The organism is Serratia sp. AR11 (genome assembly GCF_056376275.1).
The window spans coordinates 901551-924430 of sequence record NZ_CM150739.1 but is presented as its reverse complement, the minus strand read 5'-3'; the positions used below and the strand labels follow the sequence as shown (position 1 = coordinate 924430).

At 55.1% G+C, this 22880-nt stretch carries 25 protein-coding genes and 1 pseudogene; 5 read left to right on the top strand and 21 right to left on the bottom strand.

What is annotated here, in order from left to right:
- Nucleotides 1–140 precede the first annotated feature (140 nt).
- Entirely contained in the window at nucleotides 141–881 is a 741-nt protein-coding gene (gene dnaQ, locus ACSOSI_RS04350; protein ID WP_411227695.1) for a DNA polymerase III subunit epsilon, read from the bottom strand.
- A gap of 72 nt (nucleotides 882–953) precedes the next feature.
- On the opposite strand from dnaQ, the gene rnhA reads away from it, so the two are divergent.
- Nucleotides 954–1421: a ribonuclease HI gene (rnhA, locus tag ACSOSI_RS04345; protein WP_017891706.1), complete on the top strand. Its 468-nt coding sequence runs from the start codon at nucleotides 954–956 to the stop codon at nucleotides 1419–1421.
- On the opposite strand, the gene ACSOSI_RS04340 is transcribed toward rnhA, so the two are convergent.
- Nucleotides 1418–2137, bottom strand: a complete 720-nt coding sequence (locus ACSOSI_RS04340; RefSeq protein WP_012005355.1) for a class I SAM-dependent methyltransferase — start codon at nucleotides 2135–2137, stop codon at nucleotides 1418–1420. The two genes, rnhA and ACSOSI_RS04340, sit on opposite strands and share 4 nt — an antisense overlap.
- A 44-nt stretch (nucleotides 2138–2181) precedes the next feature.
- On the opposite strand from ACSOSI_RS04340, the gene gloB reads away from it, so the two are divergent.
- Both gloB and mltD read left to right on the top strand, forming a co-directional pair.
- Nucleotides 2182–2937 carry a hydroxyacylglutathione hydrolase gene (gloB, locus tag ACSOSI_RS04335; protein WP_012005354.1) on the top strand — a complete coding sequence of 252 codons (756 nt, stop codon included), beginning with the start codon at nucleotides 2182–2184 and terminating at the stop codon, nucleotides 2935–2937.
- A 71-nt stretch (nucleotides 2938–3008) separates the two neighbouring features.
- Nucleotides 3009–4396: pseudogene (mltD, locus tag ACSOSI_RS04330) on the top strand (murein transglycosylase D).
- A 63-nt stretch (nucleotides 4397–4459) separates the two neighbouring features.
- On the opposite strand, the gene ACSOSI_RS04325 reads toward mltD, so the two are convergent.
- Together ACSOSI_RS04325 and ACSOSI_RS04320 are read right to left on the bottom strand one after the other, a co-directional pair.
- On the bottom strand, nucleotides 4460–5233 hold the full coding sequence (locus ACSOSI_RS04325) for an endonuclease/exonuclease/phosphatase family protein (RefSeq protein WP_012005352.1): 774 nt from the start codon (nucleotides 5231–5233) through the stop codon (nucleotides 4460–4462).
- Nucleotides 5234–5496: 263 nt separating this feature from the next.
- Nucleotides 5497–6672: an MFS transporter gene (locus tag ACSOSI_RS04320; protein WP_115183230.1), complete on the bottom strand. Its 1176-nt coding sequence runs from the start codon at nucleotides 6670–6672 to the stop codon at nucleotides 5497–5499.
- Nucleotides 6673–6777: 105 nt separating this feature from the next.
- On the opposite strand from ACSOSI_RS04320, the gene yafC reads away from it, so the two are divergent.
- Nucleotides 6778–7665, top strand: coding sequence for a DNA-binding transcriptional regulator YafC (gene yafC, locus ACSOSI_RS04315; protein ID WP_017891699.1), 888 nt, complete (start codon nucleotides 6778–6780; stop codon nucleotides 7663–7665).
- 44 nt (nucleotides 7666–7709) lie between these two features.
- Here yafC and dkgB read toward each other — a convergent pair whose 3' ends face one another.
- From dkgB to ACSOSI_RS04230, 17 genes are all read right to left on the bottom strand, one after another.
- Nucleotides 7710–8513: a 2,5-didehydrogluconate reductase DkgB gene (gene dkgB, locus ACSOSI_RS04310; protein ID WP_476706599.1), complete on the bottom strand. Its 804-nt coding sequence runs from the start codon at nucleotides 8511–8513 to the stop codon at nucleotides 7710–7712.
- A 141-nt stretch (nucleotides 8514–8654) separates the two neighbouring features.
- The gene (locus tag ACSOSI_RS04305) at nucleotides 8655–9884 is read right to left on the bottom strand and encodes a beta-ketoacyl-ACP synthase (RefSeq protein WP_476706598.1); all 1230 of its coding nucleotides are present in this window, start codon (nucleotides 9882–9884) and stop codon (nucleotides 8655–8657) included.
- Complete coding sequence (locus ACSOSI_RS04300; RefSeq protein ID WP_012005347.1) at nucleotides 9881–10612, bottom strand: 3-ketoacyl-ACP reductase FabG2; 732 nt, start codon at nucleotides 10610–10612, stop codon at nucleotides 9881–9883. The genes ACSOSI_RS04305 and ACSOSI_RS04300 overlap by 4 nt, the downstream gene beginning before the upstream one ends.
- Nucleotides 10609–11082 (bottom strand): hotdog family protein, encoded by a 474-nt coding sequence (locus tag ACSOSI_RS04295; protein ID WP_115183233.1) that lies wholly within the window; start codon nucleotides 11080–11082, stop codon nucleotides 10609–10611. Before ACSOSI_RS04295 ends, ACSOSI_RS04300 begins: the two co-directional genes overlap by 4 nt.
- On the bottom strand, nucleotides 11079–12248 hold the full coding sequence (locus ACSOSI_RS04290) for a beta-ketoacyl-[acyl-carrier-protein] synthase family protein (protein ID WP_476706597.1): 1170 nt from the start codon (nucleotides 12246–12248) through the stop codon (nucleotides 11079–11081). The genes ACSOSI_RS04295 and ACSOSI_RS04290 overlap by 4 nt, the downstream gene beginning before the upstream one ends.
- Nucleotides 12248–12820 (bottom strand): DUF3261 domain-containing protein, encoded by a 573-nt coding sequence (locus tag ACSOSI_RS04285; RefSeq protein ID WP_476706596.1) that lies wholly within the window; start codon nucleotides 12818–12820, stop codon nucleotides 12248–12250. Before ACSOSI_RS04285 ends, ACSOSI_RS04290 begins: the two co-directional genes overlap by 1 nt.
- Nucleotides 12820–15126: an MMPL family transporter gene (locus ACSOSI_RS04280; protein WP_476706595.1), complete on the bottom strand. Its 2307-nt coding sequence runs from the start codon at nucleotides 15124–15126 to the stop codon at nucleotides 12820–12822. The genes ACSOSI_RS04285 and ACSOSI_RS04280 overlap by 1 nt, the downstream gene beginning before the upstream one ends.
- The gene (locus ACSOSI_RS04275) at nucleotides 15116–15721 is read right to left on the bottom strand and encodes a LolA family protein (RefSeq protein ID WP_476706594.1); all 606 of its coding nucleotides are present in this window, start codon (nucleotides 15719–15721) and stop codon (nucleotides 15116–15118) included. Before ACSOSI_RS04275 ends, ACSOSI_RS04280 begins: the two co-directional genes overlap by 11 nt.
- Nucleotides 15718–16146, bottom strand: coding sequence for an acyl-CoA thioesterase (locus ACSOSI_RS04270; RefSeq protein WP_476706593.1), 429 nt, complete (start codon nucleotides 16144–16146; stop codon nucleotides 15718–15720). Before ACSOSI_RS04270 ends, ACSOSI_RS04275 begins: the two co-directional genes overlap by 4 nt.
- Nucleotides 16143–17861 carry a glycosyltransferase family 2 protein gene (locus tag ACSOSI_RS04265; RefSeq protein WP_135344642.1) on the bottom strand — a complete coding sequence of 573 codons (1719 nt, stop codon included), beginning with the start codon at nucleotides 17859–17861 and terminating at the stop codon, nucleotides 16143–16145. The genes ACSOSI_RS04270 and ACSOSI_RS04265 overlap by 4 nt, the downstream gene beginning before the upstream one ends.
- Nucleotides 17852–18196, bottom strand: coding sequence for a 3-hydroxyacyl-ACP dehydratase FabZ family protein (locus ACSOSI_RS04260; protein WP_012005339.1), 345 nt, complete (start codon nucleotides 18194–18196; stop codon nucleotides 17852–17854). Before ACSOSI_RS04260 ends, ACSOSI_RS04265 begins: the two co-directional genes overlap by 10 nt.
- Nucleotides 18193–19566, bottom strand: a complete 1374-nt coding sequence (locus ACSOSI_RS04255; protein WP_476706592.1) for an AMP-binding protein — start codon at nucleotides 19564–19566, stop codon at nucleotides 18193–18195. The genes ACSOSI_RS04260 and ACSOSI_RS04255 overlap by 4 nt, the downstream gene beginning before the upstream one ends.
- Nucleotides 19533–20090, bottom strand: a complete 558-nt coding sequence (locus tag ACSOSI_RS04250; protein WP_476707245.1) for a COG4648 family protein — start codon at nucleotides 20088–20090, stop codon at nucleotides 19533–19535. Before ACSOSI_RS04250 ends, ACSOSI_RS04255 begins: the two co-directional genes overlap by 34 nt.
- 42 nt (nucleotides 20091–20132) lie before the next feature.
- Nucleotides 20133–20384 (bottom strand): acyl carrier protein, encoded by a 252-nt coding sequence (locus ACSOSI_RS04245; RefSeq protein WP_012005336.1) that lies wholly within the window; start codon nucleotides 20382–20384, stop codon nucleotides 20133–20135.
- 9 nt (nucleotides 20385–20393) lie between these two features.
- The gene (locus ACSOSI_RS04240) at nucleotides 20394–20654 is read right to left on the bottom strand and encodes a phosphopantetheine-binding protein (protein ID WP_017891685.1); all 261 of its coding nucleotides are present in this window, start codon (nucleotides 20652–20654) and stop codon (nucleotides 20394–20396) included.
- Nucleotides 20655–20658: 4 nt separating this feature from the next.
- Nucleotides 20659–21477: a lysophospholipid acyltransferase family protein gene (locus tag ACSOSI_RS04235; protein ID WP_126501300.1), complete on the bottom strand. Its 819-nt coding sequence runs from the start codon at nucleotides 21475–21477 to the stop codon at nucleotides 20659–20661.
- On the bottom strand, nucleotides 21477–22193 hold the full coding sequence (locus ACSOSI_RS04230; protein WP_476706591.1) for a beta-ketoacyl synthase chain length factor: 717 nt from the start codon (nucleotides 22191–22193) through the stop codon (nucleotides 21477–21479). The genes ACSOSI_RS04235 and ACSOSI_RS04230 overlap by 1 nt, the downstream gene beginning before the upstream one ends.
- A gap of 285 nt (nucleotides 22194–22478) precedes the next feature.
- On the opposite strand from ACSOSI_RS04230, the gene ACSOSI_RS04225 reads away from it, so the two are divergent.
- Entirely contained in the window at nucleotides 22479–22868 is a 390-nt protein-coding gene (locus ACSOSI_RS04225) for a hypothetical protein (protein WP_041418467.1), read from the top strand.
- The last annotated feature ends 12 nt before the right edge of the window (nucleotides 22869–22880 follow it).

The window sequence follows — 22880 nt, the reverse complement described above, 5'->3', positions numbered from 1 at the left end:
TTCTTCTCTTTCGAGAGGAACGAGGCGCATATTACGGTTGAGCCACTATGGCGTCAATGCCTTTTTCTTACCAAATGAACCGTTTGCACAGTTTTTCAGCTAACCGGGCCGAAAGATTATCGGCTCGGATTAAAACGCCGTTATTCCACTTCGGTACGCCACAGGCAACTGCCGCCCTTTTTCGCCACTAAATCCAGACGCGCTTCGTGGGCCACCATTTCTTCATCGCTGGCATAGACGACTTTCATCGTCGTCGCCGGGCGCACAATGCGCTGAATGTCCTGCGTTGAATTGCTATTTTGCGTATCGCCTTCCATCTGGAAGGCCATTGACGTCTGACCGCCGGTCATCGCCAGATAGACTTCCGCCAGGATCTCGGCATCGAGCAAGGCGCCGTGCAGCGTACGCTTGCTGTTGTCTATCTCGTAACGGCTGCATAACGCATCGAGGTTGTTACGCTTGCCGGGAAACAGGCGGCGCGCCATTAACAGGCTGTCGGTGATGGTACAGAAGGTATCGGTCTTCGGGATGCCCTGCTGCAACATGCGGAATTCGTGATCCATAAAGCCGATGTCGAACGCCGCGTTATGGATGACTAACTCGCCGCCGCGGATAAAGTCGATAAACTCATCGGCAATTTGGGCAAAGGTCGGTTTATCCGCCAGGAACTCATCGCTGATGCCGTGAACCCCATAGGCCTCAGGATCCACCAGCCGATCCGGCTTGATGTAAACATGGTAGTGACGACCGGTTGGGCGGCGGTTAATCACTTCCAGCGCGCCAATTTCAATGATGCGGTGGCCTTCGTAATGCACCCCGAGTTTGTTCATACCGGTGGTTTCGGTATCGAGGACAATCTGTCTGGTGGTTGTTGAGATCATATTGCAGTGCTCGCAGCGCTTGTTTATGTCAGACTTGGCTTTTATAAAACTGATAGGAAGAGTCTACCAGAGATGCTCAAACAGGTAGAAATTTTCACCGACGGATCCTGCCTTGGCAACCCGGGCCCCGGTGGTTATGGTGCAATACTGCGCTATAAGCAGACTGAAAAAACCTTCAGCGCGGGCTTCCGCCTGACCACCAACAACCGCATGGAGATGATGGCGGCGATTGTCGCGCTGGAAGCTCTGACTACGCCCTGCGAAGTGACCCTGAGCACCGACAGCCAGTATGTACGTCAGGGCATTACCACCTGGATCCACAACTGGAAAAAGCGCGGCTGGAAAACGGCCGACAAAAAACCGGTCAAGAATGTCGATTTATGGCAGCGGTTGGATTTGGCCATTCAACGCCATACGGTTAAATGGGAATGGGTCAAGGGCCACGCCGGCCATCCGGAAAACGAACGCTGCGACGTGCTGGCGCGTGATGCGGCCGGCAATCCAACCCAGGATGATGTCGGTTACAAACCGGAAAGTTAAGGCAGTTTGCGATAACTCTTGGTCGCGCCGACGGCGCGGCTGAGAGCAGGTTTTCTCGCACCGAATTTCATCGGCGTTGGCGTCAGCGGCAAGGTGCGTTTACGCGCCACAATCACGCTCATGCAGCCCAATGCCGGCAAATGGGTACATAAAAATTTCCCGCCTTTACGCTGCCACGGCAACACGTGAAAACGCGACTGATGCAGTACTTCATAATTAAGCAGGCTCAGCCAGTCCAACAAACGCATCTGGGTGAACATCCGACTAGCATAAGGTTGACGGTGACGTAACCCTGGCACCAACTTACCCAGCCCCAATAAACTGAACGGATTGAAACTGCTGATCACCAGCCAGCCGTCGTCGATCAACACGCGATCCACCTCTCGCAGCATGCGGTGCGGGTCATCAGCATAGGACAGCGTATGCGCCAACAGGCAGGCATCCACCGATTTGGCAGCAAAAGGGAGCTGATAGGCATCCGCGATCACCTGCAGGTTCTGCCCTTCCAGGGCTACATTTACCTGATGAGAAATGGCGCATTTGTCGGTCGCCAGACTGGCACTGAGATTACCGAGCTTTAACAGGTGGAAACCAAACAGCTTCGACCACCAGGGTTGCAACTGCCGCTCGAGCGCCTCACGATAGTATTCTCCCCACGGCAACTCTGCCCAGGACTGTGGGCCGGTGAGCTTTTGTAGAGTATGGGCTGGTTTCATGATTTATTATCTTCTTTCAAGCCGTTGCCAACGAGAGGTCCAACATGAATCTTATCAGCATTCCCGCCTTCCAGGACAATTACATTTGGTTATTGGATAACCAGCAGGGGCATTGCATTATTGTCGATCCCGGTGAAGCACAGCCGGTATTGGAAACGCTGGATCGCCTGAATCTGACGCCTGACGCCATTGTGCTTACCCATCATCATCACGATCACGTTGGCGGCGTAGCGCAAATTGTGGCGCGTTATTCCGGGCTAAAAGTCTATGGGCCGCAGGAAACTGCCGACAAGGGAGCCAACCACATCGTTCATGATGGCGAAACCATCGAAATTAACGGCCAGAAATTCGCCACAATCGCGGTTCCCGGACATACCTTGGGCCATGTAGCATTCTATAGCGCACCTTATCTGTTCTGCGGAGACACTATTTTCTCTGCTGGCTGCGGAAGGCTTTTTGAAGGCACCGCAGAGCAAATGTTCAACTCATTTCAACAGCTCGCGCAACTTCCCGATAACACCTTAATTTGTTGTGCGCATGAATATACGCTTTCAAATCTTAAGTTTGCGCGAGCTATTTTGCCGAAAGATCGACACATTGAAACATATCAGCAACAAGTTGAGGCGTTACGGGCAAAAGGCCAATCCAGCGTACCCACGACGCTACAATTAGAGCGTAAAATTAACCTATTTTTACGTTGCCATGACACTGATTTACAAAGAGAATTAGGCTTTCATACGCCACCAGAGCATCTTCATTCGGTTTTTTCCGAATTACGCCTGCGTAAAGACAACTTCTGAGCTTTTAGTTGTGTTGTTTGGCGAAGCAAAGTATGATTGCTCGTCTTTTAAGCAACTACATTGACACACACATGAAGGCTAAAGCGATATTTCTCGCCTCAGTCTTGCTAGTGGGGTGCCAGTCGTCAGGCAGGACGCACCGGCCCCAGAACAGCATGCACAGAGTTTGTCTTCGGCAGGTCAAGAAGGTGAAGCAGGAGAGTACACAGCGAATGGTCGAGCGAGCTCGGCGCGGTGGCTAGATAACAATAGTGGTGCCGCGCAACAGAACCTGTGGAACTTCATTAGCGACGAGCTGAAGATGGAGGTTCCGGAAAATTCCCGGATCCGTGATCAAAAAAGAAAGTACCTAAAAAGTAAGAGCTATCTCCACGATGTAACATTACGGGCAGAGCCGTACATGTACTGGATAGTCGGGCAGATTAAGAAACGCAATATGCCGATGGAACTGGTACTGCTACCCATAGTGGAGAGCGCTTTTGACCCCCACGCCACGTCAAGTGCCAACGCCGCAGGGCTATGGCAAATCGTGCCGCAAACGGGTCGGAATTATGGTTTGAAAAACAACCAGTGGTATGACGGGCGACGCGATGTCGTGGCCTCGACGACTGCTGCGCTTGATATGATGCAGTATTTGAACCGCATGTTTAACGGTGACTGGTTACTGACCATTGCCGCTTATAACAGTGGTGAAGGCCGTGTCATGCAGGCGGTTAAGGCGAATAAACGCCAGGGTAAGCCAACCAATTTCTGGGCATTGTCGCTTCCGCGTGAAACGTCAATTTATGTCCCGAAAATGCTGGCGCTGAGCGACATCATTAAAAACAGCAAGAAGTACGGTATCAATCTGCCTAAGACTGATAACACCCGTGCACTGGCGCGTATTGATGTTGGTCAGCAAATACAGTTAACTCAGGCGGCTGAGATGGCTGGGCTTTCACTGACCAAGATGAAGGCTTATAACCCAGGCTACAAAAAAGGCGTTACGGCACCCAACGGGCCCCATTATATTATGGTTCCCAAAGGTCATGCCGATCAGCTGAAAGACTCGTTGGCCGATGGCCAGATCGCAGTGACTCAGCCAACCACTCAGTTGGCGAAGAACAGCGGCCTGTCTGGTGGCAGCTCGTATAAAGTGCGCTCCGGCGACACGGTATCGGGCATTGCCAAGCGGTTGAATATCAAGTCCAGCGATTTGCAGAGTTGGAACAATTTGCGCGCCAAGAGCACGCTAAAAGTTGGGCAAACCCTGCAAGTGGCCAGCAATACCGGCAGTAACAGCAGCATCACCTATCAGGTTCGTAAAGGTGATTCGCTTGCCAGTATTGCACGTCGTCACGGCGTCGATATTAACGACGTGATGCGTTGGAACTCAACGCTTGCCAAAGCCAACAGCAACCTGCAGCCGGGTCTGAAATTGACCCTGTTTGTCAGCGATAAAACGTCGCCGGATACCTAAATTTTCGGCACAAAAAAAGCACCCTTCGGGGTGCTTTTTTATTGTCTGAATATGGTGCGAATATTACCAATGCGGCTTGTCGGCTTCAGGGTGAAACTCCACCAGCAGCGGATTATGATCCGATGCGCTGGTCACCAGCACCGAAGCCTCTGCCACCCCCATGTTGCGATAAAACACAAAGTCCAGCGGGCGGCCAAACGCCTTGCGGCGGTGATCGTCGGTAAAGTTCACCTCACGCAGCGCCATATCACTGGCAAACTGGTATAGCGCATTAATTCGCTTACGACTCCAGGCATTAAAATCCCCGGCCATGATCACCGGCCCCTGGTGATTGGCAATCTGCTCACCAATTGGTCCCAGTTGCTTACTGTAGACATCCACGCCCAGGCTGAAATTCACCGCATGGATATTCACCACCATCAAAAGCTGGCCGTTAAACAACGGGTAGACGGTAATCAACGCCGACTTGGCCAGCCGCAGCAATGGCTCACGTTCACGCAGTGGGCAACAATAGACCGGATGCGCCGCCGCCAGCGTCATTACGCCGGAAGGATGCTGAGGCAACACGAATGCCGGCACCTGATCGGCAGCCAGATAGTTTGACGTGGCAAAGCTCACCAGCTCAGGCGTGGTTTGCGCCTCCTGCAATAGCACCAGTTGCGCATCCTTGCCATAACTTTTCAGCACCGAAAGCCAATCGGCCCGCTGCTGTTTAAAGATGTTCCACACCATCACCCGTAATGCACCGGACGTGGGCAATGCAGCCCCAGGCGGCAGCGGTTGGTTGATGGCGCCAGGGAAAATTCGCTCAACTGGCTGACCTGCAACATACCTCATTGCATAAGTTCGTTTCGGCACGCTATTCGCCTATTTCCCATTAGGATAAAACTGGCAGTGACATTCCCGCCAACAATGAATTGATTATACGCCTGCCCTCGGCTGACGGCATGGCTTTTAGGGGTTATACCCTTTCAGTTATAGGGGCGTGGTACAGGGATTTCAATCTTCTGACAGTATATGTGTGTAAAGGTTGGCGGCGCCGTATCATAAATGCGAAAAGGCCCGCAAAATACGGGCCAGAGAAGAGAGCGTGAGGAGGTTTAGGCTAATTGCGGCCGATATTTCTTATCCAACCGCCCACTTAGGCTAACCAATAATAGAGCCACCAGCACGATCAAAGCACCAATCCACGGAGTTTGTGCCAAGCCCAAAGTGGCTACCGTTTGCCCACCAATCACCGAACCAAGGGCAATACCTACGTTAAAAGCCGCAATGTTCAGGCCGGAGGCCACATCCACCGCGTTCGGCGTGTATTGTTCGGCTTTCTGTACCACATACACCTGCAGCCCCGGAACATTACCAAAGGCAAACACCCCCATGACGATCACCGTCAGCAACGCGGCAATGCTGTGGCTGGCGGTGAATTGGAACACCAGCAGCAGAACGGCCAGCGCGGCAAAAATAAAGCTGAGTGCGCGTACCGCCCCGTGACGATCCGCCAGTTTGCCACCCCAGATGTTACCTATCGCCACCGCAATGCCGTAGGCCAGCAGGATCCAACTGACTGCCGGAGCAGAAAAGCCCGCCAACTCCTGCATCATCGGAGCCAGGAAGGTGAAAGTCGTGAACACGCCGCCGTAACCCAGTGCAGTAATGGCGTAAATCAGCAACAGGCGAGGATGGGTCAGCACTTTAAACTGTTCCTTAATACTGGCGCTGGCCTGATTTTTAATGTTGTTTGGCACCAAAATAGCGCTGGCTACGGTGGCTATGACACCAATCAGTGATACTGCCAGGAAGGTTTCACGCCAGCCAAAGTGCTGACCGATAAAGGTCCCCAATGGCACCCCTGTCACCAGCGCCACGGTCAGGCCACCAAACATGATGGCGATCGCCGAAGCGGCCTTCTCTTTCGCGACCAGGCCGGTAGCAATAGTCGAACCGATTGAGAAGAAGACCCCGTGGGCCAGGCCGGTCAACAAGCGGGCCACCACCAGCGTCCCATAGCCAGGCGACTGCCAGGCCAATAAGTTACCGAGAGTGAACAGCACCATCAGGCTGATCAGCAACAACTTGCGCGGCACGCGACCGGTTAAGGCTGTCAGCACCGGTGCGCCAATAGCCACGCCGATAGCATAAATGGTTACCAGCAGCCCGGCTGACGGTACGGTCACCCCCAACTGTTCTGCGATAGTCGGGATAAGTCCGACAATCACAAACTCCGTGGTGCCGATAGCAAAGGCACTAATGGTCAATGCAAGTAATGCGAGAGGCATCTTTTTACTCCAAATAGCATTCAGGTTGATGGCGGCTATTATCGACCCGTGCTTAAATGATAAAAATGCTCAAAATATCAAATTAATTTTGCCAATGGAGCAACAGTGAAAGCGAACTCTGATGAGTTAATTACCTTCGTCACCGTGGTGGAAAGCGGTAGCTTCAGCCGGGCAGCAGAACAACTTGATCAGGCCAATTCGGTGGTCAGCCGCACGGTCAAGAAGCTGGAGGCCAAGTTGGGCGTAACGTTACTCAACCGCACTACGCGCCAGATCAGTCTGACGCAGGAAGGGGAAAACTATTTCCGTCAGGTACAGAAGGTACTGAGTGATATGGCTGCGGCAGAGAATGCGCTGATGGAAAGCCGTCAGCGTCCGCAGGGACTACTACGCGTCGATGCCGCCACCCCGGTGGTGCTGCACGTATTGACCCCGCTGGTGGCGGAGTTTCGGACACTGTATCCGGAAATGTCGTTGTCGCTGGTGTCGTCGGAGAACTTTATCAATCTGATTGAGCGCAAGGTGGATATCGCCATTCGCGTCGGCGAATTGACCGACTCCAGTCTCAAGGCACGCAAGCTGATGACCAGCTACCGGCGTGTGCTGGCCTCCCCCGCCTATTTGGCACAGTACGGTACGCCGCAAAAGGTAGAAGAATTAGAGCAGCATAGCTGCATTGGTTTTAACGATTTGCCCAGCCTCAACCGCTGGCCACTGGCCTGTGCTGATGGCCGCCAGTTGGAAATTACGCCTGGCCTGACCACCAACAGTGGGGAAACCCAGCGTCATCTGTGTCTGCACGGCAACGGTATTGCCTGCCTGTCGAATTTTATGATTGATGCCGATATCGAGCGCGGCGATCTGGTGCCGATTTTGGTTGAAGAAACCCTGCCGGTAGCAATGCCCGTTAACGCGGTGTATTACAGCGACAGTGCAGTTAGCAATCGCCTGCGCAGCTTTATCGATTTTATCAGTGAGCGATTGGCGCAATAAAAAAGGCGCCCGTTTGGGCGCCTCAATGCGTATGCCGTGGAAAATCAATCCCAGTTAGGTGCCAGACCTTCCGGGCTGACCAAACGGCCATTGTTTTCCAATTTGGCGATTTCCGCCATTTCCTCGGCGGTCAACGTTAGCTGTTGCGCCAACAGGTTGCTCGCCAGGTTTTCACGCTTGGTTGATGATGGGATCACCGCGTAACCCAGTTGCAGCGCCCAGGCCAGGATAACCTGCGCCGGAGTAGCATGGCGGCGTGCCGCGATGGCCTTGATGGTCTCATCCTGCAGTGCCTGCCCATAGGCCAGCGTCATATAGGAAGTGATGGCGATGCCATGCTGCTGGGCAAATTCCACCACTTTGCAGTTCTGCAGATATGGCGACAGCTCGATTTGGTTCGTGGCGATCTGATCGCTACCCACGGCATCAATCGCCTGTTGCATCAGATCCAGAGTGAAGTTGGAGACCCCAATCTGGCGGGTCAGGCCCAGTTTTTTGGCTTCCGCCAGCTCAGTCATAAACTCGGCCACCGAGACTTCGTCATTCGGCGAAGGCCAGTGGATCAGAGTCAGATCAACATAGCTGGTTTGCAGTTTAGTCAGGCTCTCCCGCAGGCTTGGGATCAGCTTGCCCTTCGCCAGATTGGCGATCCAGATTTTGGTGGTGATAAACAGCTCGTCACGTGGCACACCGCTGGCAGCAATCGCCTGGCCCACCGCAGCTTCATTTTCGTAGATTTGTGCAGTATCAATGGCGCGATACCCCAGCTCCAGCGCCGTGCTGACCGAGTCGATGACGACCTGATCCTGAAGACGGAAGGTACCTAAACCAAATGCAGGGATGCTCATAATTTTATTCTCTCATTAGGATGTTGAAGCGATATGGGAGGATTATGGCAACTGTTTTGTTGATCAAAAACGCCATATTGTGCATAAGACTTTTGATTAAACGGCAACAATTGCCGGGGTGAGCACCCCGGCAACGCAAAATTACGACCAGCGGCGCAGGATCAGTGAGGTATTGATGCCACCAAACGCGAAGTTGTTTGATTGCACAAACTCGGTCTCAATCTGACGATAGCCGCCCATGATGTAGTCCAGATCGCCACAATCGCGGTCCGGCTCACTGAGGTTAATGGTCGGCGCAAAGCGGCCTTCACGCATCATTTCCAGCGCCATCCAGGCCTCCAGTGCGCCGCAGGCCCCCAGCGTATGACCAAAATAACTTTTTAATGATGAAATCGGTGTGCTATTGCCGAAGATCGCTGCCGTTGCCTGACTTTCTGCGATATCACCACGATCGGTCGCCGTGCCGTGGGCACTAATATAACCAATATCGCTGCTCGCCAGCCCGGAGGCCTTCAGCGCCTGCTGCATGCAGATTTGCATGGTTTCCTGCTGCGGCTGGGTAATATGAGCCGCATCGCAGTTGGTGGCGAAGCCGATAATCTCGCCATAAATGGTGGCACCACGCGCTAACGCGTGCTCCAACGACTCCAGGATCAGCGTCCCGGCGCCTTCGCCAATCACCAGTCCGTCACGTTGACAGTCAAACGGACGTGGCGAAAGCTCCGGATGATCGTTCTGCTGACTGGTGGCAAACAGCGTATCGAATACCGCCGCCTCTGAAGGGCACAGCTCTTCGGCACCGCCCGCCACCATCACTGTCTGATAGCCGTGGCGAATGCTCTCGTAAGCGTAGCCAATTGCCTGACTGCCCGAGGTGCAGGCGCTGGAGGTCGGGATCACCCTACCGCGCAGACCGAAGAACAGGCCAGTGTTCACCGCCGCGGTATGAGGCATCATTTGCACATAGGTGGTGCCGGTAATATTGCCGGTGTGCTTCTCGGTTAACATGGTGGCGAACTCGCTGACCGGCTTGGTACTACCGGTCGATGAACCGTAGGCGATACCGGTCTCACCATTGGTCAGTACCGCCTCCCCCAGTAACCCAGCCTGCTCAAGTGCCAGTTCGGTGGCGCGGGTGGCCAACAGTGAAACCCGCCCCATCGAACGAATGCGCTTGCGGGTATAGTGCTCCGGCAACACGAAATTCTCGACCGGCGCGCCAAGGTGGGTATTCAGCCCCTGATACTCTTCCCACTGCGTCATATAACGCACCGCATTCTTGCCCTGCTGCAGGCGGCTGGATACCTCTGCCCAGCTATTGCCAAACGCGGTCACGCCTGCCATGCCGGTAACTACCACTCGTTGTGTCATACCATTCCTCCATTAATGGAAATGACCTGCCGCGTCACATAGCCGGCGATATCCGACATCAGATAGCTGGCCAGCCCGGCCACCTCTTCCGCCGAGCCCATGCGTTTGAGTGGGATAACGCGCATCGCTTCATCCAGCGCCGCCGGCTCCATGTCGATCATGCCGGTGTCAATCAGCCCAGGCGCAATGCAGTTAACGGTGATTTTGCGTTTCGCCAGCTCAATCGCCAGTGCCTTGCAGGCACCAATCACCCCTGCTTTGGCCGCACTGTAGTTGACCTGCCCACGGTTACCCATCACGCCGGAAACCGACGACAGCGCGACGATCCGCCCACCCTTGCGCAGGCCAATCATCGGCATCACGCAGGGGTGCAGTACGTTGTAGAAGCTGTCGAGATTGGTATGGATCACGCCATCCCAGTCGTCTTCACTCAGCGCAGGGAAAGCGCCATCGCGGGTAATACCGGCATTGTTCACCACGCCATAATAGGCGCCGTGGGTTTCAATATCCTGCTCCAGCACCTCACGGCACTGGCTGCGATTGCTGATATCAAACTGAATCAGCCGCCCTTTCCCGCCGGCGCTGATAATCTGCTGCAGTGTGTGTTCGGCCCCGGTCTTATCGCTGTGGTAGTGAACGGCTATCAAAAAGCCATCGGCAGCCAGGCGGCAGGCAATAGCCTGACCGATCCCTTTACTGGCGCCGGTGACTAAAACGGAACGCATCATGCGTCTCCCCTTAAGGTCGTCAATTGAATGATTTCTTGTTGATCAGGCTGGTAAGTGTTCAGCCTGCCCTGTGCGATGCGCACATTATCGATACTGATTTCACACTCAAAACTGGCCAGCTTTTCATCTTTTAACAGTTGCTGCACGCTAACCAACAGTTTACTGCCGGCAGGAAAAGCCGGTAACTCACAGTGAATCGCCCGCCCGCCAAGCAGCATGCCAAGCTGTGGCGACTGAGCGCTCTGACAAGCATGCCAGCCGCTCCAGACCCCGATCGCCTGTGCCATCAGCTCAATGCCATACCAGCCCGGCAGTGCGCCTTGCGCGTCAAGAAACGGTGCCAGCACGCCGTCGACACTGACCGTGACGGAACATAGGGCATGCTCTTCGCCCACTTCAAGCACCTGCTCCAGCAGCACCATTGGAGAGGCATGGGGCAGATAGTATTCGGCGGCGTGATAATGAATCATCGGGCGTCCCCCAGCAGCAGACAAGCATTGTTACCGCCAAAGGCAAACGAATTGGACAAAATCGCACGCTGCCCCAGTAATTGTGGCTGGCAAACCAGACCGATCGGTGCCAGTTCGGCATCGCGCGGCACGCGGCTGAAATCTTGCTGCGGCAGCGGCAATGGCTGAGTCAACAATAGCCAACTCAGCGCCGCCTCCACCGCACCGGCCGCGCCCAGCGTGTGGCCTGTGAGATGTTTGGTAGAACTGCAGGGCGTCTCGTTGCCAAACAGCCGATTTACCACCTGCGCTTCAACCTGATCGTTCAGCCGTGTAGCCGTACCGTGCAGATTAATATAACCAATTTGTCCGGCATTGAGACCGGCCTGCCGCAGCGCCATGCTGATGGCCCGCTCGGCGCCCTCACCGGCGGGATGCGGTGCTGACATATGCCAGGCATCGGATGATTCGCCAACGCCCAACAGCGCTACCGCTGCCGGTTCCCGCGTTAACAGCATCAACGCCGCTGCCTCGCCGATATTAATGCCACTGCGCTCGGCCGCAAATGGCGTGCAACGTTGTGCGGACAGTGATTCCAGGCTGTTGAACCCGTTAATGGGCATTTGGCACAGGCTGTCGGCACCGCCAACAATCGCCGCATCCACCAACCCGGCGTCGATCAGCCGCTTACCGCTGATGATGGCCCGTGCGCTGGAAGAACAGGCCGTAGACAGGGTATAGGCCGGGCCACGGGTCGCGAGAAAATCACTAAGAAACAAACCCGGATCGCCCAGCTCCTGCTGCCGATAGTCATAGCCCTGCGGCCACTGCCCTGCCTGATACTGCTGCAGCGCCAGCTCGCCTTCATGGATACCGGAGGTGCTGGTGCCCATAATCACCGCGACGCGATCCGCACCGTAGCGGGCGATGGCTTCGCGCACTGGCGTGTCGATCTGTGCCAGCGCCGCCAACAGCAGGCGGTTATTGCGCGAGTTATGGCGTTTGAGAGGTTCAGGAATGGCGGGCAGTTCGCCCAGTACGTTACCGAACCAGGAAGTTTCCCCGCCCAGCAGCCACTGCGCCTGCTGCTGCATGCCGGGCGACCCGCCAAGCGCCAGATTTTCCGCAATCTGCGACAGGCTGTTGCCCAACGCATTCACCATCCCTACGGCAGAGAAGTAAACCATTATTCGCTCCCCAGATTCTGAATAGCGATGCGATAGTGGAAAGCGGATTGGGCAATCGACTGCGGTTCGCGCCGGCCGTCGGCCTGCTGGTAACGGATTTCGCTGATGATCGTCCCGCGATCGTCATACAGCCGGCGCATCTGCGGCCGATCCTCAAGTCGCCACCCGGCGGGCAGTAAGGGTTGCCAGTCAGCCAGCGGCCAATAGCTCAGCATAATGTCGGCCAACACCTGACTGGCCGGGGGCAATTCGCCCACTTTGATCAGCTGTTCGGTGTGGATCCCCTGACGATCGTAGGTCAGGTTGAATAACCGGATACCGAGCGGCGACATGCCCACCAGCTGCAGGCGCTGGCCGTCGGCGTTGAGCAACACCAACATCGAATGTTGCTGCCCTTTCACTTCGGCGGTCAACAGTTGCTGCTGGCTGAAGGGTTGCGCCAGCGTCGGAGCCGGTAATGTCACCCGCGTACCCGGTTTCAGCCACGCCTGCGGCAGGGTTGCCTTCTGCGAACCGGCACAGCCGGCCAGCAGGGTGGCCAGTATTAACAGCGTGATTCGTAAGCCGCGCATCAGGCTTTTCCTCTTTTTCTTCTGGTTGCTAATGTCAGTGGTGCCAACAGAAAGGCCACGGCGATACCGCTGCTCAATACGATGCCAAAACTGCTGATGGCCTGAGTATGACTCAGCACCAGCATGCCAAAGGTCAGTTGGGTGGTGAGTACCGCCATAAAAATGGCAAACATCGAGGTGGTCGGCGTGCCCCGGGGATTGGTAAAGAACAGCGTATAGTTAATGCCGATCCCCAATACCAGCACCAGTGCCAACAGCGAGAACAGGTTCAGCGTATGGCCGCTCAGCGCCAATACCGCAATGCCGCTGCCCAGTGACAGCAGCGTCGGCACCATGCAGCGCAGACCGTGTCGCAGGCCAAAACGCCACAGATAAATCAGTGCGATCGCCGCCACCGACAGCATCAGCAGATACGAAAGATACAGCCGGTAGTGGCCAAAGAGTTCGCTGAATTCGGTTTTACGGTCGATCCAACCGGTGCCCGGTACCTGTTCGGCCAGGGCCTGCATCGCCGCGCTGTTCTGCACGCCGTTGACCGGGACCAGCGCCGCACTGCGCCCATCCGACAGCGTCAACCACAGCAACCGCCACCCCTCGCTGACCACGCTGCCCAGCCACTGCTCCGGCAGCACCCATTCCGGGGTTAAGTCAGGGGCTTTCAGGGCCAGATCCGCCTGTTGTAATTGCGTCATCACCTGTGGTGCCACCCGTTGCAACAGGGCGATGTTCTGCTGTTGGCGCTGAAGCGAAGGCAGAGACAACAGGCGATAATCCGCCAGCACGCCCTGCCGTTTTGCCTGTGCCAGCCTGGGCTGCAATAGCTCGATACGCTGCAACAACTGCTCGGCATTTTCGCCGTACACCACCAACCATTTCTGATCGTTATGCTGCCCGGTCAGCGCCGCGATACGTTGTTCCTGTTGTTGCAACGCCGCGGGTAAAGCCTGCAACTGACCAATATCATCGTCGACCTTCAACTGGCTGAAACCAGCCACCACCAGTAACAACACCGCGGTGGGCAACCCGTAGCGCAGCAAGCGCCGATGGCGCCAGGCATGCAGCCAGCCCAGGATCAGCCGCAGCCCCGGTGCCGGACGCACCGGCAGCCGACGCGACAAACGTGGGTACCAACAAATTACGGTGATGCAAGCGGCGCTTAGCCCGGCAGCGGCAAACACCGCCAGCTGTTGCAAGCCCGGGAAGGGAGCAATCAATAGTGCCAGATAGGCAACCACGGTGGTCAGCAATGCCATCAACAACGCGGGCAACAGCTTCTGCAAGCTGGCCAGTGGCGTTGACTGGTCACCGTGCACCATACGTTCGGTCAGGAAATAGAGCGTGTAATCGGCCGAAATGCCGACAATGCTGATGCTCAACACCAGCGTCATCAAATGTATTTCGCCAAAAGCCAATAGCGTGGCGACGGTACCCGCCAGGGCTCCCATCCCCACGGATAACCCGCACAGCAACAGAGGCAATGGCGAACGGAACATCAACAACACCAATAAGAACACACCAACTACCGAAGCCAGGCCAATAGTCGAAATATCTCGCTCGGCCTGTTGGCTGGCGTAGTTGCTGTAAAACAGCGTACCGCGGTTGAGTACCTCTGCCCCCGGCCAGCGCTGCTGCAGTTGCTGTTGCATCGCGCTCAGTTTGTCCACCGTGCGCCGGGCACTGCTGATGTCATAAGAAGAGGCACTTAATTCGGCATGCAGCAGATACCAACTGCGGCCCTGAGCATCACGCGCCACCAGCCAGCCATTGGACAAGCTCAGCAGACCACCGTTTTGCTGCTGAGCCAACTGCGAGGCTCGCACCAGCATCAGCGGATCGTTAGCCAGTTCCTTGCCGCTGACCCCGGCGAAGGCAGAATAGAGTTGCCCGAGGATCCACTGACTTTGCACGTCCGCGCCCTGCTGCAAACGCTGCCGGGTGGTGTCATCCAGCAGCACATTGCGGTGCTGGTAGAAAAAACGCCCCCACTGCTGCTGACGTTGCGCATCCATAGGCCCGCCCACCTGCTGTAACTCAGGCATCTGGCGCAATTGCTGCCACCACCAGCTCACCGCAGTGTTGTCCGCACCCGGCGGCGGGCTGACCAACCACATCAGTTGCCGATCGAGCCGACGGCTGAAACCTTCGGCCAGTTCATCCGGCACGCCCACCAGTTGCTGCTTCGGTAATAACGCCAATACGCTGCTGTTGATCTGGCTGCGCGGCAACAGCCAACACAGTGCCGCCAACAGCAACAGGCAAATCGCCAGCCAGCCAAGCGCCAGCCGCCGGTGCAGTTCAGGACGCAAAACGCTGTTGCTCCTCGGCGGTTAGCGTCTGTGGTGCCGTACGCTGGTTAAAGAAGCGGATATGGGTAGCGTCACTTTGCATGTCATCGATATCAATGGTTTCCAGGAAATCCCCGCCGTTGAGGGTGATGCGCCTGAAAAGCTTGTCGAGCGGCGTGGTTTTTGGCGTCAGCACCAGCCGCCATTGGTTATTACCCAAATCGCTGAACTGCAAAGCAAAGTTTTGCTCCAGTGCCTTGCTGTCGGCGTGGAATAATGCGGTCAGCAAGTGGTTGAACTGGAACATCTGCGGATTGTTTTCTGCCGTCACCACCTGCGGCGGCTGACCGGCCAGAGTTTGCACCATACGCTTATCATCCAGCAGCAAGGTCAGTGGGAAGGGTTTCTGCTGTGCCCACCATAACCCTTTTTGTTGTGAAATCAGCAGCTCACCGCTGGATTTTAAGGATTTCGCCATACCGCTGATGCTGCGCTGCTGTTCGAACTCGGCGCGCAGCACCGGCTGTTGGCTAAAGCGCTGTTGCAGCTCCGGCAGCGTGACCGCCTGGACGCTCAGGCTGAAAAAGGTGATAAGAAACAATAACCCGTACTTCATTGCGCCCCCTCAATGTTGTCCAATAGCACCTGCGGCGAGGCAAAGCACATTTCTTTGCTGTCGGCATCGACCGCTACCTGAATGGTATGACCGCGGGTGGTGGTTTTGCCGCTATCCGCATCGAGAATACGGTAACCAATGCGCAGGCGGTTTTCATACTCTTCCAGCTCGGCACAGACGATGATCCGTTGTTCAAACAGCACTGGCGCGATGTATTTCACTCGCGTATCCACGATCGGCCAAACATAGCCCGAAGCCTGCATCTGCCGATAACCGTAATTAAACTGTTTGAGTAGCGCTTCACGCGCGACTTCGAAATAACGGAAGTAGTTGCCGTGCCATACCACGCCCATGGCATCGGTATCATGGAAAGGGATAACGATTTCAATGCTGACGGAAAATCGCGGATCGTCTTTTAGCTTCATGTCTCAGGCCCCTGTTGCACTGGCGGCTGTGCCGCCAACTGCCAGAAATCGAAAAAATTAAACCAGTCGAGCGGTGCCAGCAGGCAATAATGCTCCAGCCGTGCGGCATAACTGTCCACCGCATCTTGCAACGCCTGTTGGCGCTGCTGACGGGGTAATAACAGCGGATTGGCGAAGGGTTCGAAATAAACGTTAAGACGCCCCTGCTGCTTGAGGCCGAACATCAGAAATACCGGGCAGCGCAGCGCGGCGGCCAGGACAAATGGCCCCTGAGGAAAGGGTGCCGGTTGGCCAAGGAAGCGGCTCCACACCACGCGCGGTTGCTCACCCCGCTGATGCTTGCCGGCCGAGGTACGATCGCCGACGATCGCCACCCATTCACCGGCATCCAATTTATCTTGCAGACGCATGGCCGTTTCTGGCCCCAGCGACGTCACCTGGATCAGATTCAGATTGGCACGCGGATTCACCTCTTTCATCACCTGATTGAAGCGTTCGGCGTGCTCGGTAAACACCAGGGCATTCACCCTTACGCCAGAATCCAGCTCGCCCAGTGCGCGGCAAGACTCGATATCCCCCAGGTGTGAAGCCAGAATCAGCGTGCCTTTGCCGGACGCTATCTGCTTCTCACAGCGCGTGCGATCCACCAGCCGTATGTCATTGAGCTCCCCTCGCCAGCTCGCCAGCTTGTCGAGCATAGCATCACCAAATCTCATAAAGTGACTGAAGCTGTTGAGCGGTGCAGGCAGTGGTTGTTGCTGTTGTTCGGCGAATTGCCGCAGGCGTTGCAGGTAATCGCGTGATGCCTCACGCTGGCTGCGCCCGGTCAGCCAGAAATAACCGATCACCGGATACAACAATAATTGAAATACCCGGCGGCCAAACAGTCGGTAGACTTTTAACATCAGCCGGATGCCCCACAGGCCATGCCTTTCTGGGGTTGCCGACCAGTGTTGTGAACTGGCAGCACGTCGGCGCTGGCGCAGCAGACGAGGAATACGCGGCAACATCCCGAGGAACAAACGGGTATGCATCCAGGAGATGCGCAGGTTATCGCGCAGTGCATCAAAATGAGAAACGCCGTCAGCCGGATAGGTCACGCGCGTCGGCAGAAAACGGCTGGGCACGCCCTGCCAGTACAGTCTGACCATCACTTCGGTATCGAAATCCATCCGTTTGCCGAGCGGATGGCGTGTTGTTAATGCCAACGTCGCAGCCACCGGGTAAACGCGGAAACCGCACATGCTGTCTTTCAGCGACAGCGACAGGGTTTCTATCCACACCCAGACATGGGTGACATAGCGGCCATACAGGCGTGCTTTTGGCACTGAGCTGTCGTAAATGGGGCGGCCGGAAATCAGACAGTCCGGATGAGCGCGGGCTTCGTCAATCATTGCCGGAATATCACTCAGTTGATGCTGACCGTCAGCATCCACCTGTAAAGCGTGGCTGTAGCCCTGTCGCTGCGCCAGTTGCAGGCCGGCGATCACCGCCGCTCCTTTCCCCTGGTTTTTATCCAACCGCATCAATCTGACCCATGACCGGTCAGCAGCCAGGCGCTGTAGCTCTTCGGCGGTGCCGGCGTCGCTGCCATCGTCCACTATCAGGCATGGCAGGCCATAATCGGCTAGCCTGGTCAGCACTGCGGCCATCATCTGTCCGTGATTGAAACAGGGGATAACAATGCAGGGAGTAAAGGGAGCCTTCACTGACATAATGAGATCTTGCCGCTGCTGGCGGTCGCCTCACCCACGCGGTAGCTGAACAACAGTTTATGCCGTGCCGGCTGCCATTCAAGCTGCAATAACACGCTTTGCTCCGGCAGCAAGGGCTGTTGAAATTTCACCACTTCGATCCCTTTGAACCCGGCCTCGATAGCCAGCAATTGACGGGCATACTGCATCACCCAGTTCAGCTGTGTGACCCCCGGCAGGATCGGATGCTCAGGAAAATGGCCACGAAACCAAAACAGTTCGGCAGGCAAACGCAGTAGCAGGCTGGCATGGGTAGCGTCGCTCACCTGCTGTTGCAGCACCTCAGGTTGCATCATAAAAACAGCTCCTGTAGTTCAGCATAGGCGCGCTTGCCCTGCGGGTTCAGAGGGATAGCATCGATAATACGCCAACGGCGCGGCAGGGCCACCGGCTCCAGCCAGCCCCGCAACGCCTGATGCAGTTCGCGGGTTAACTCCCCTTCTGACAATTTTTGTCGTCGGCTTTTGCCATAGGGTGACAAAACTATCGCCGCTACTAATACTGTGCGCCCTGTTTGCTGCTGCGTTAGCACGGCAGCATCGGCGACCTCCGGCAGGGAAACCAGCCGGCGCTCGACTTCGGTCAGCGACAGACGCTTTTCTTCCAGCTTGATAATGCGGTCGGCCCGGCCGTTTAACTGAAATTGCCGACCCTCTGGCGCAAGCTGAATAATATCGCTTAGTGCGAGCTCACCGGTATCGGGTATCAGTGGCGACGCAACATTCATGCTGTGATCAGGATTTGCCGTTAATGTCACTCCGGCAAACAGCCGCCACAGGGAGGCTTCTCTAACTTGCTTGCGCCATGCCAGCGAGCCGGTTTCCGTTGTACCGTAAATTTCCAGCGGCAATACGCCCAATGCCTGCTGCGACAAATTAGCTTCCGCGTAAGAGAGCGGGCCGCCGGCGGAAAATACCTCAACGCACTCTGCCAGTGCCAGGTGGTTATCCAAACGCTTCAGCCAGGCTGGGCTGCTGACAAACACCAAACGTCGCCCCTGGTGACGGGCAATCAACTGTTCGTGATACTGCGTTAACTGCGCATCGAACGGCAGGCCAAAAGCCAGTGGCAGGAACAAGCGAAAGCTCAGGCCATACATATGCTGATGAGAGACCGACGCGATCACGCTGCAGCCCTGAAAGACATCTTTCCAGCTTGCAGCCAACAATTCGCTTTCACGATCCATGCAGGCAACGGACTTGGTCACGGCCTGTGGTTGACCGGTCGAGCCGGAAGTATAAAGGATAAAACGAGGATCCTGGGGCCAGGCAGGCAGTGCTATCTCCGTACTGCCCCCTTCTAGTACCGGCAAAACCGGGACACCAAGATCGAGGGATAAATCAGTTAGCAGTGCGTCGAAATCTGCCCGCTGCTCTTTGAGGATAGCTTCGCGCTGATGACCAAAAATTACCGGCACCCTGTTGGCATACAAAGAGGCCAACAGCGCAACGGCAAAACGGTAGCTATCATCAAAACACAGCGCCCAACGCTGCTCTTCCCTGCCTGCCAGCTGTGCAACCAATGCGGAGACATCCCGGCGAAATTGACCGAGACAAAATACCTGAGTGCCACGCCAGGCAACAATCACCCCATCATCACGCTCCACGCTGAGCCATTGGCTCATCGGTAAACTCAGACGCGCCTGAGCCTTTTCCTGACTATCCATTCAATACCCATTAATGCCCCCATCAGCAGGTAGCTGATGCCGCCGTTATACAGCGTCCAGAGTGTGATATCCCCGGACAGACAGGTTGCCAGCGCTATCGCACCGTTAACAATAAAGAACCCGCACCAGACCTGAGTCACCTTGCGAGTATAAGCCACGCCAGCGGCATCCATCTGTGGCTCGGTTATACGCGCCAATCGCTCCACCACGGTGGGTGGCGCAAACAGCGAATATGCAAACAGCAACAGCAGTAAGGCGTTAACCAAGACCGGGTAATACAACAGCCAATGACTTTGCTTCAGCGCCCAACTGGCAAGCGCCAACAAGATGCCGACCATAGCCAGGGCCTTGCCCAACCATATTTGCTGACGAAGTTTACCGCGCAGCAGTATCAGCCGTAAGGTAAAGACTGCCACCAGCAGCGGCGCCAGAACGGTGGTACCCCAACGCGCCAAACCAAACCAGACCGCCAGCGGGTAAAGCAGCAACACCAGCCAGGTTACGGCCTGCAACAGCCGCAACATCGGGTTTATCCAAGGGGACGTTTTCACCTTAACGCAGCGGCCTTAACTGTCTGACTTAAGCAACTCATCAATGGCATCAACTACGTCTTGCACGGTGCGCACCGACTTGAACATTTCCGGTTTGATCTTCTTGCCGGTTGTTTTTTGCAGGTGCACAACCAGATCCACCGCATCAATGCTGTCCAGCTCCAGCTCTTCATACAGACGGGACTCGGGCTTGATATCATCGGCATCAAGTTCAAACAGTTTGACCAGCAACGCCTGAATCTGCAGGTAAATTTCTTGCTTATCCATGAAAACCCCTTATTTGCTACGCTGTGCAGAAACAAACTTTGCCAGCGTTTCCACGGAATAAAAATGTTGGCGCATATCCTGGCTTTCAGCCGATAGCACCACGCCATAACGGTTCTTTAATGCCAGGCCCAACTCCAATGCATCAATGGAATCCAGGCCCAGTCCATCACCAAACAGCGGTGCCTCGGCGTCAATCTCCTCCGGTGTCATACCTTCAAGATTGAGCGTATCAATGATCAATTGCTTGATTTCGGTGCTCAATAAATTCATTCCGCTATATCTCATTATTTATAGGTTCTGACTGTAAGGCGTCAGTTAAATGCTGGGTTAATCTTCTTGCCGCAAGGGCGGGAGAAACGTCATTTGCATGAATGAATGCGCGGGCGTCGATCTTATCCTGAACGGTGATATGGAACTGCGGTTTTATCGCCGGGATCTTATACCATTTGCCCTGCTTCGTCAGCATGGGGGGATGGCAGTGGATATGTACTACCCGGATATCACATTGCCCCCGCAGCGCAATATTGGCCGCCCCCCGTTGTAGCGTCAGAGCCTTGCCCGGCGTGGTACGGGTGCCTTCCGGGAAGATCAGGATGGTCCCTCCGCTGGCCAGACGTTGATGACATTGTTCCAAAAGAATATCCGACTGCGCGTTAGCCAAATATCCCGCCGCTTTGATCACCCCGCTGACAAATACATTTTCCAGCAAGGCCTCTTTGACGATGCAGTCACAGCGCGGCATTTGTGATGCCAGGAGCACATAATCCAACAGGCTGGGATGGTTGGCGATCACCAGGCAACCGCGATCCTCACTAAAGCGTTCTACATTGTCGAAATGGTAATCCAGCACGCCAAAAAAACGCGTCGTTGCCAGGAAGAAACGGAAACTGTGACGGATTGAGTTCTGCGTTAACCGGCTGCGGCGTGCGGGATCTCGCACCACCAGGCGCATCAGATTAAACCAGACGCCAGACAGTAGCAGGCCACCCAAACCAAATAGCGAAAAGCAAAAGCCCGTTGCCACCACTCGCCAACAGCGATTAAGCCATGAGGATCGTTCGGGAGCCGTTTGGGCAGAGATAGTTGTCGCCATCAGCGTTTCCACAACCAGTCGTGCCGCTGGCCCGGCACCGTGAATTCATCATCAGCGCCCAGCCACCCCCTTAAAAACGACAGGCCTTGCGGCTCCTGGTGGTTCACCTGTTCGGCCGTTGTTGCCTGACATTGCAGCGTGCCACCGCTTTCGAGCAGCAGGGCGACAGCATAGGGAACCGAATTTTCCGGCGCGAAAGGCCGATAAACATCCGGTACGATCCCGTCGAAATCGATTAATAACACCCGTTCCGCACTGCCCGTGGCCAATACGGCCTGGGCTTCAATCATCCCCTGCTGGAAGCTGTCTTCGCCGGCGGCCAGTGAAGTGGTCGGCAAAGTATTCTTCGCCATAATAGTCAACCACCCCGCCGCCGTGTTGTGTACCGACATGGCAAAATCCGTTGGCGATAAGGGCTGCTGCTGATGCAAGTGCTGGAGAATTTTGTGCGTCCGCTCCAACTCACCATGACGACTGGTAAAAATTGCCATATCCGCCGGGTAATCATTCAATAAGATCAACCCGCTTTCTACCGCCAGGCGCGTTCCGATACTCATCCGACGCAGCGACATCATGGGGATATGAGAACAACCGGGTAATACCCCCGGGTATTCAGCGGTAAATGCATTATCCGTAGCCCATTGGCGCCATGCATCACGCGTTCCACGATCGGGAGCCATTGCCCACCAACTGAGTATATTCATGTCGCCCGCCATTAAGGGGATTACCGGTCAGAAAAATTCCGTGGGTAAATTTATTATATCTAACCCCAGAATGCATTCCCAAAATTCCTATTTTTTCACCGAATATTCGATTAAACGATTAGGCTTACTTATCGACATAAGCCGGCAACACTTGAGGAAAAAGGGAAATATCACGATGAAAAGCAGCAGTATTTGTCGAATTTTTCCGATGAGTGTATCTTAATCAGGGATCGTCATGCATCACTTCCCCTGCATGATTAATACCTTTCTTATTTACCAACACTCATGGACAAGAGTATGAAACCATTTAAGCTCATTTTAACTGGCGTATTCGCCGCTATGCTGGTTACCGGTTGCGCTGGCACGGCTCCGGTTAAAAACGTCAGCCAAAACATTGCAGGTAGCCACAGTAATGCACAGGTACGCCAGGCGATCCTCTCCGCCGGCTTGAACCGCGGCTGGATTATGAACCCTACCGCAGATGGCGTGATCGATGGCAAGATTTTGCTACGTGGTCACAGCGCAGATATACGTATCACTTACAATACAAATAGTTATCAGATTAACTATATTACTAGCGGTAATATGGATGCCAAAGACGGAAAGATTCATCCAAACTATAATCGCTGGGTGGCCAATCTGGATAAGGATATTCAGTTGGAACTTGCGCGTCAGAATATTAAATAATCACCAAACTTA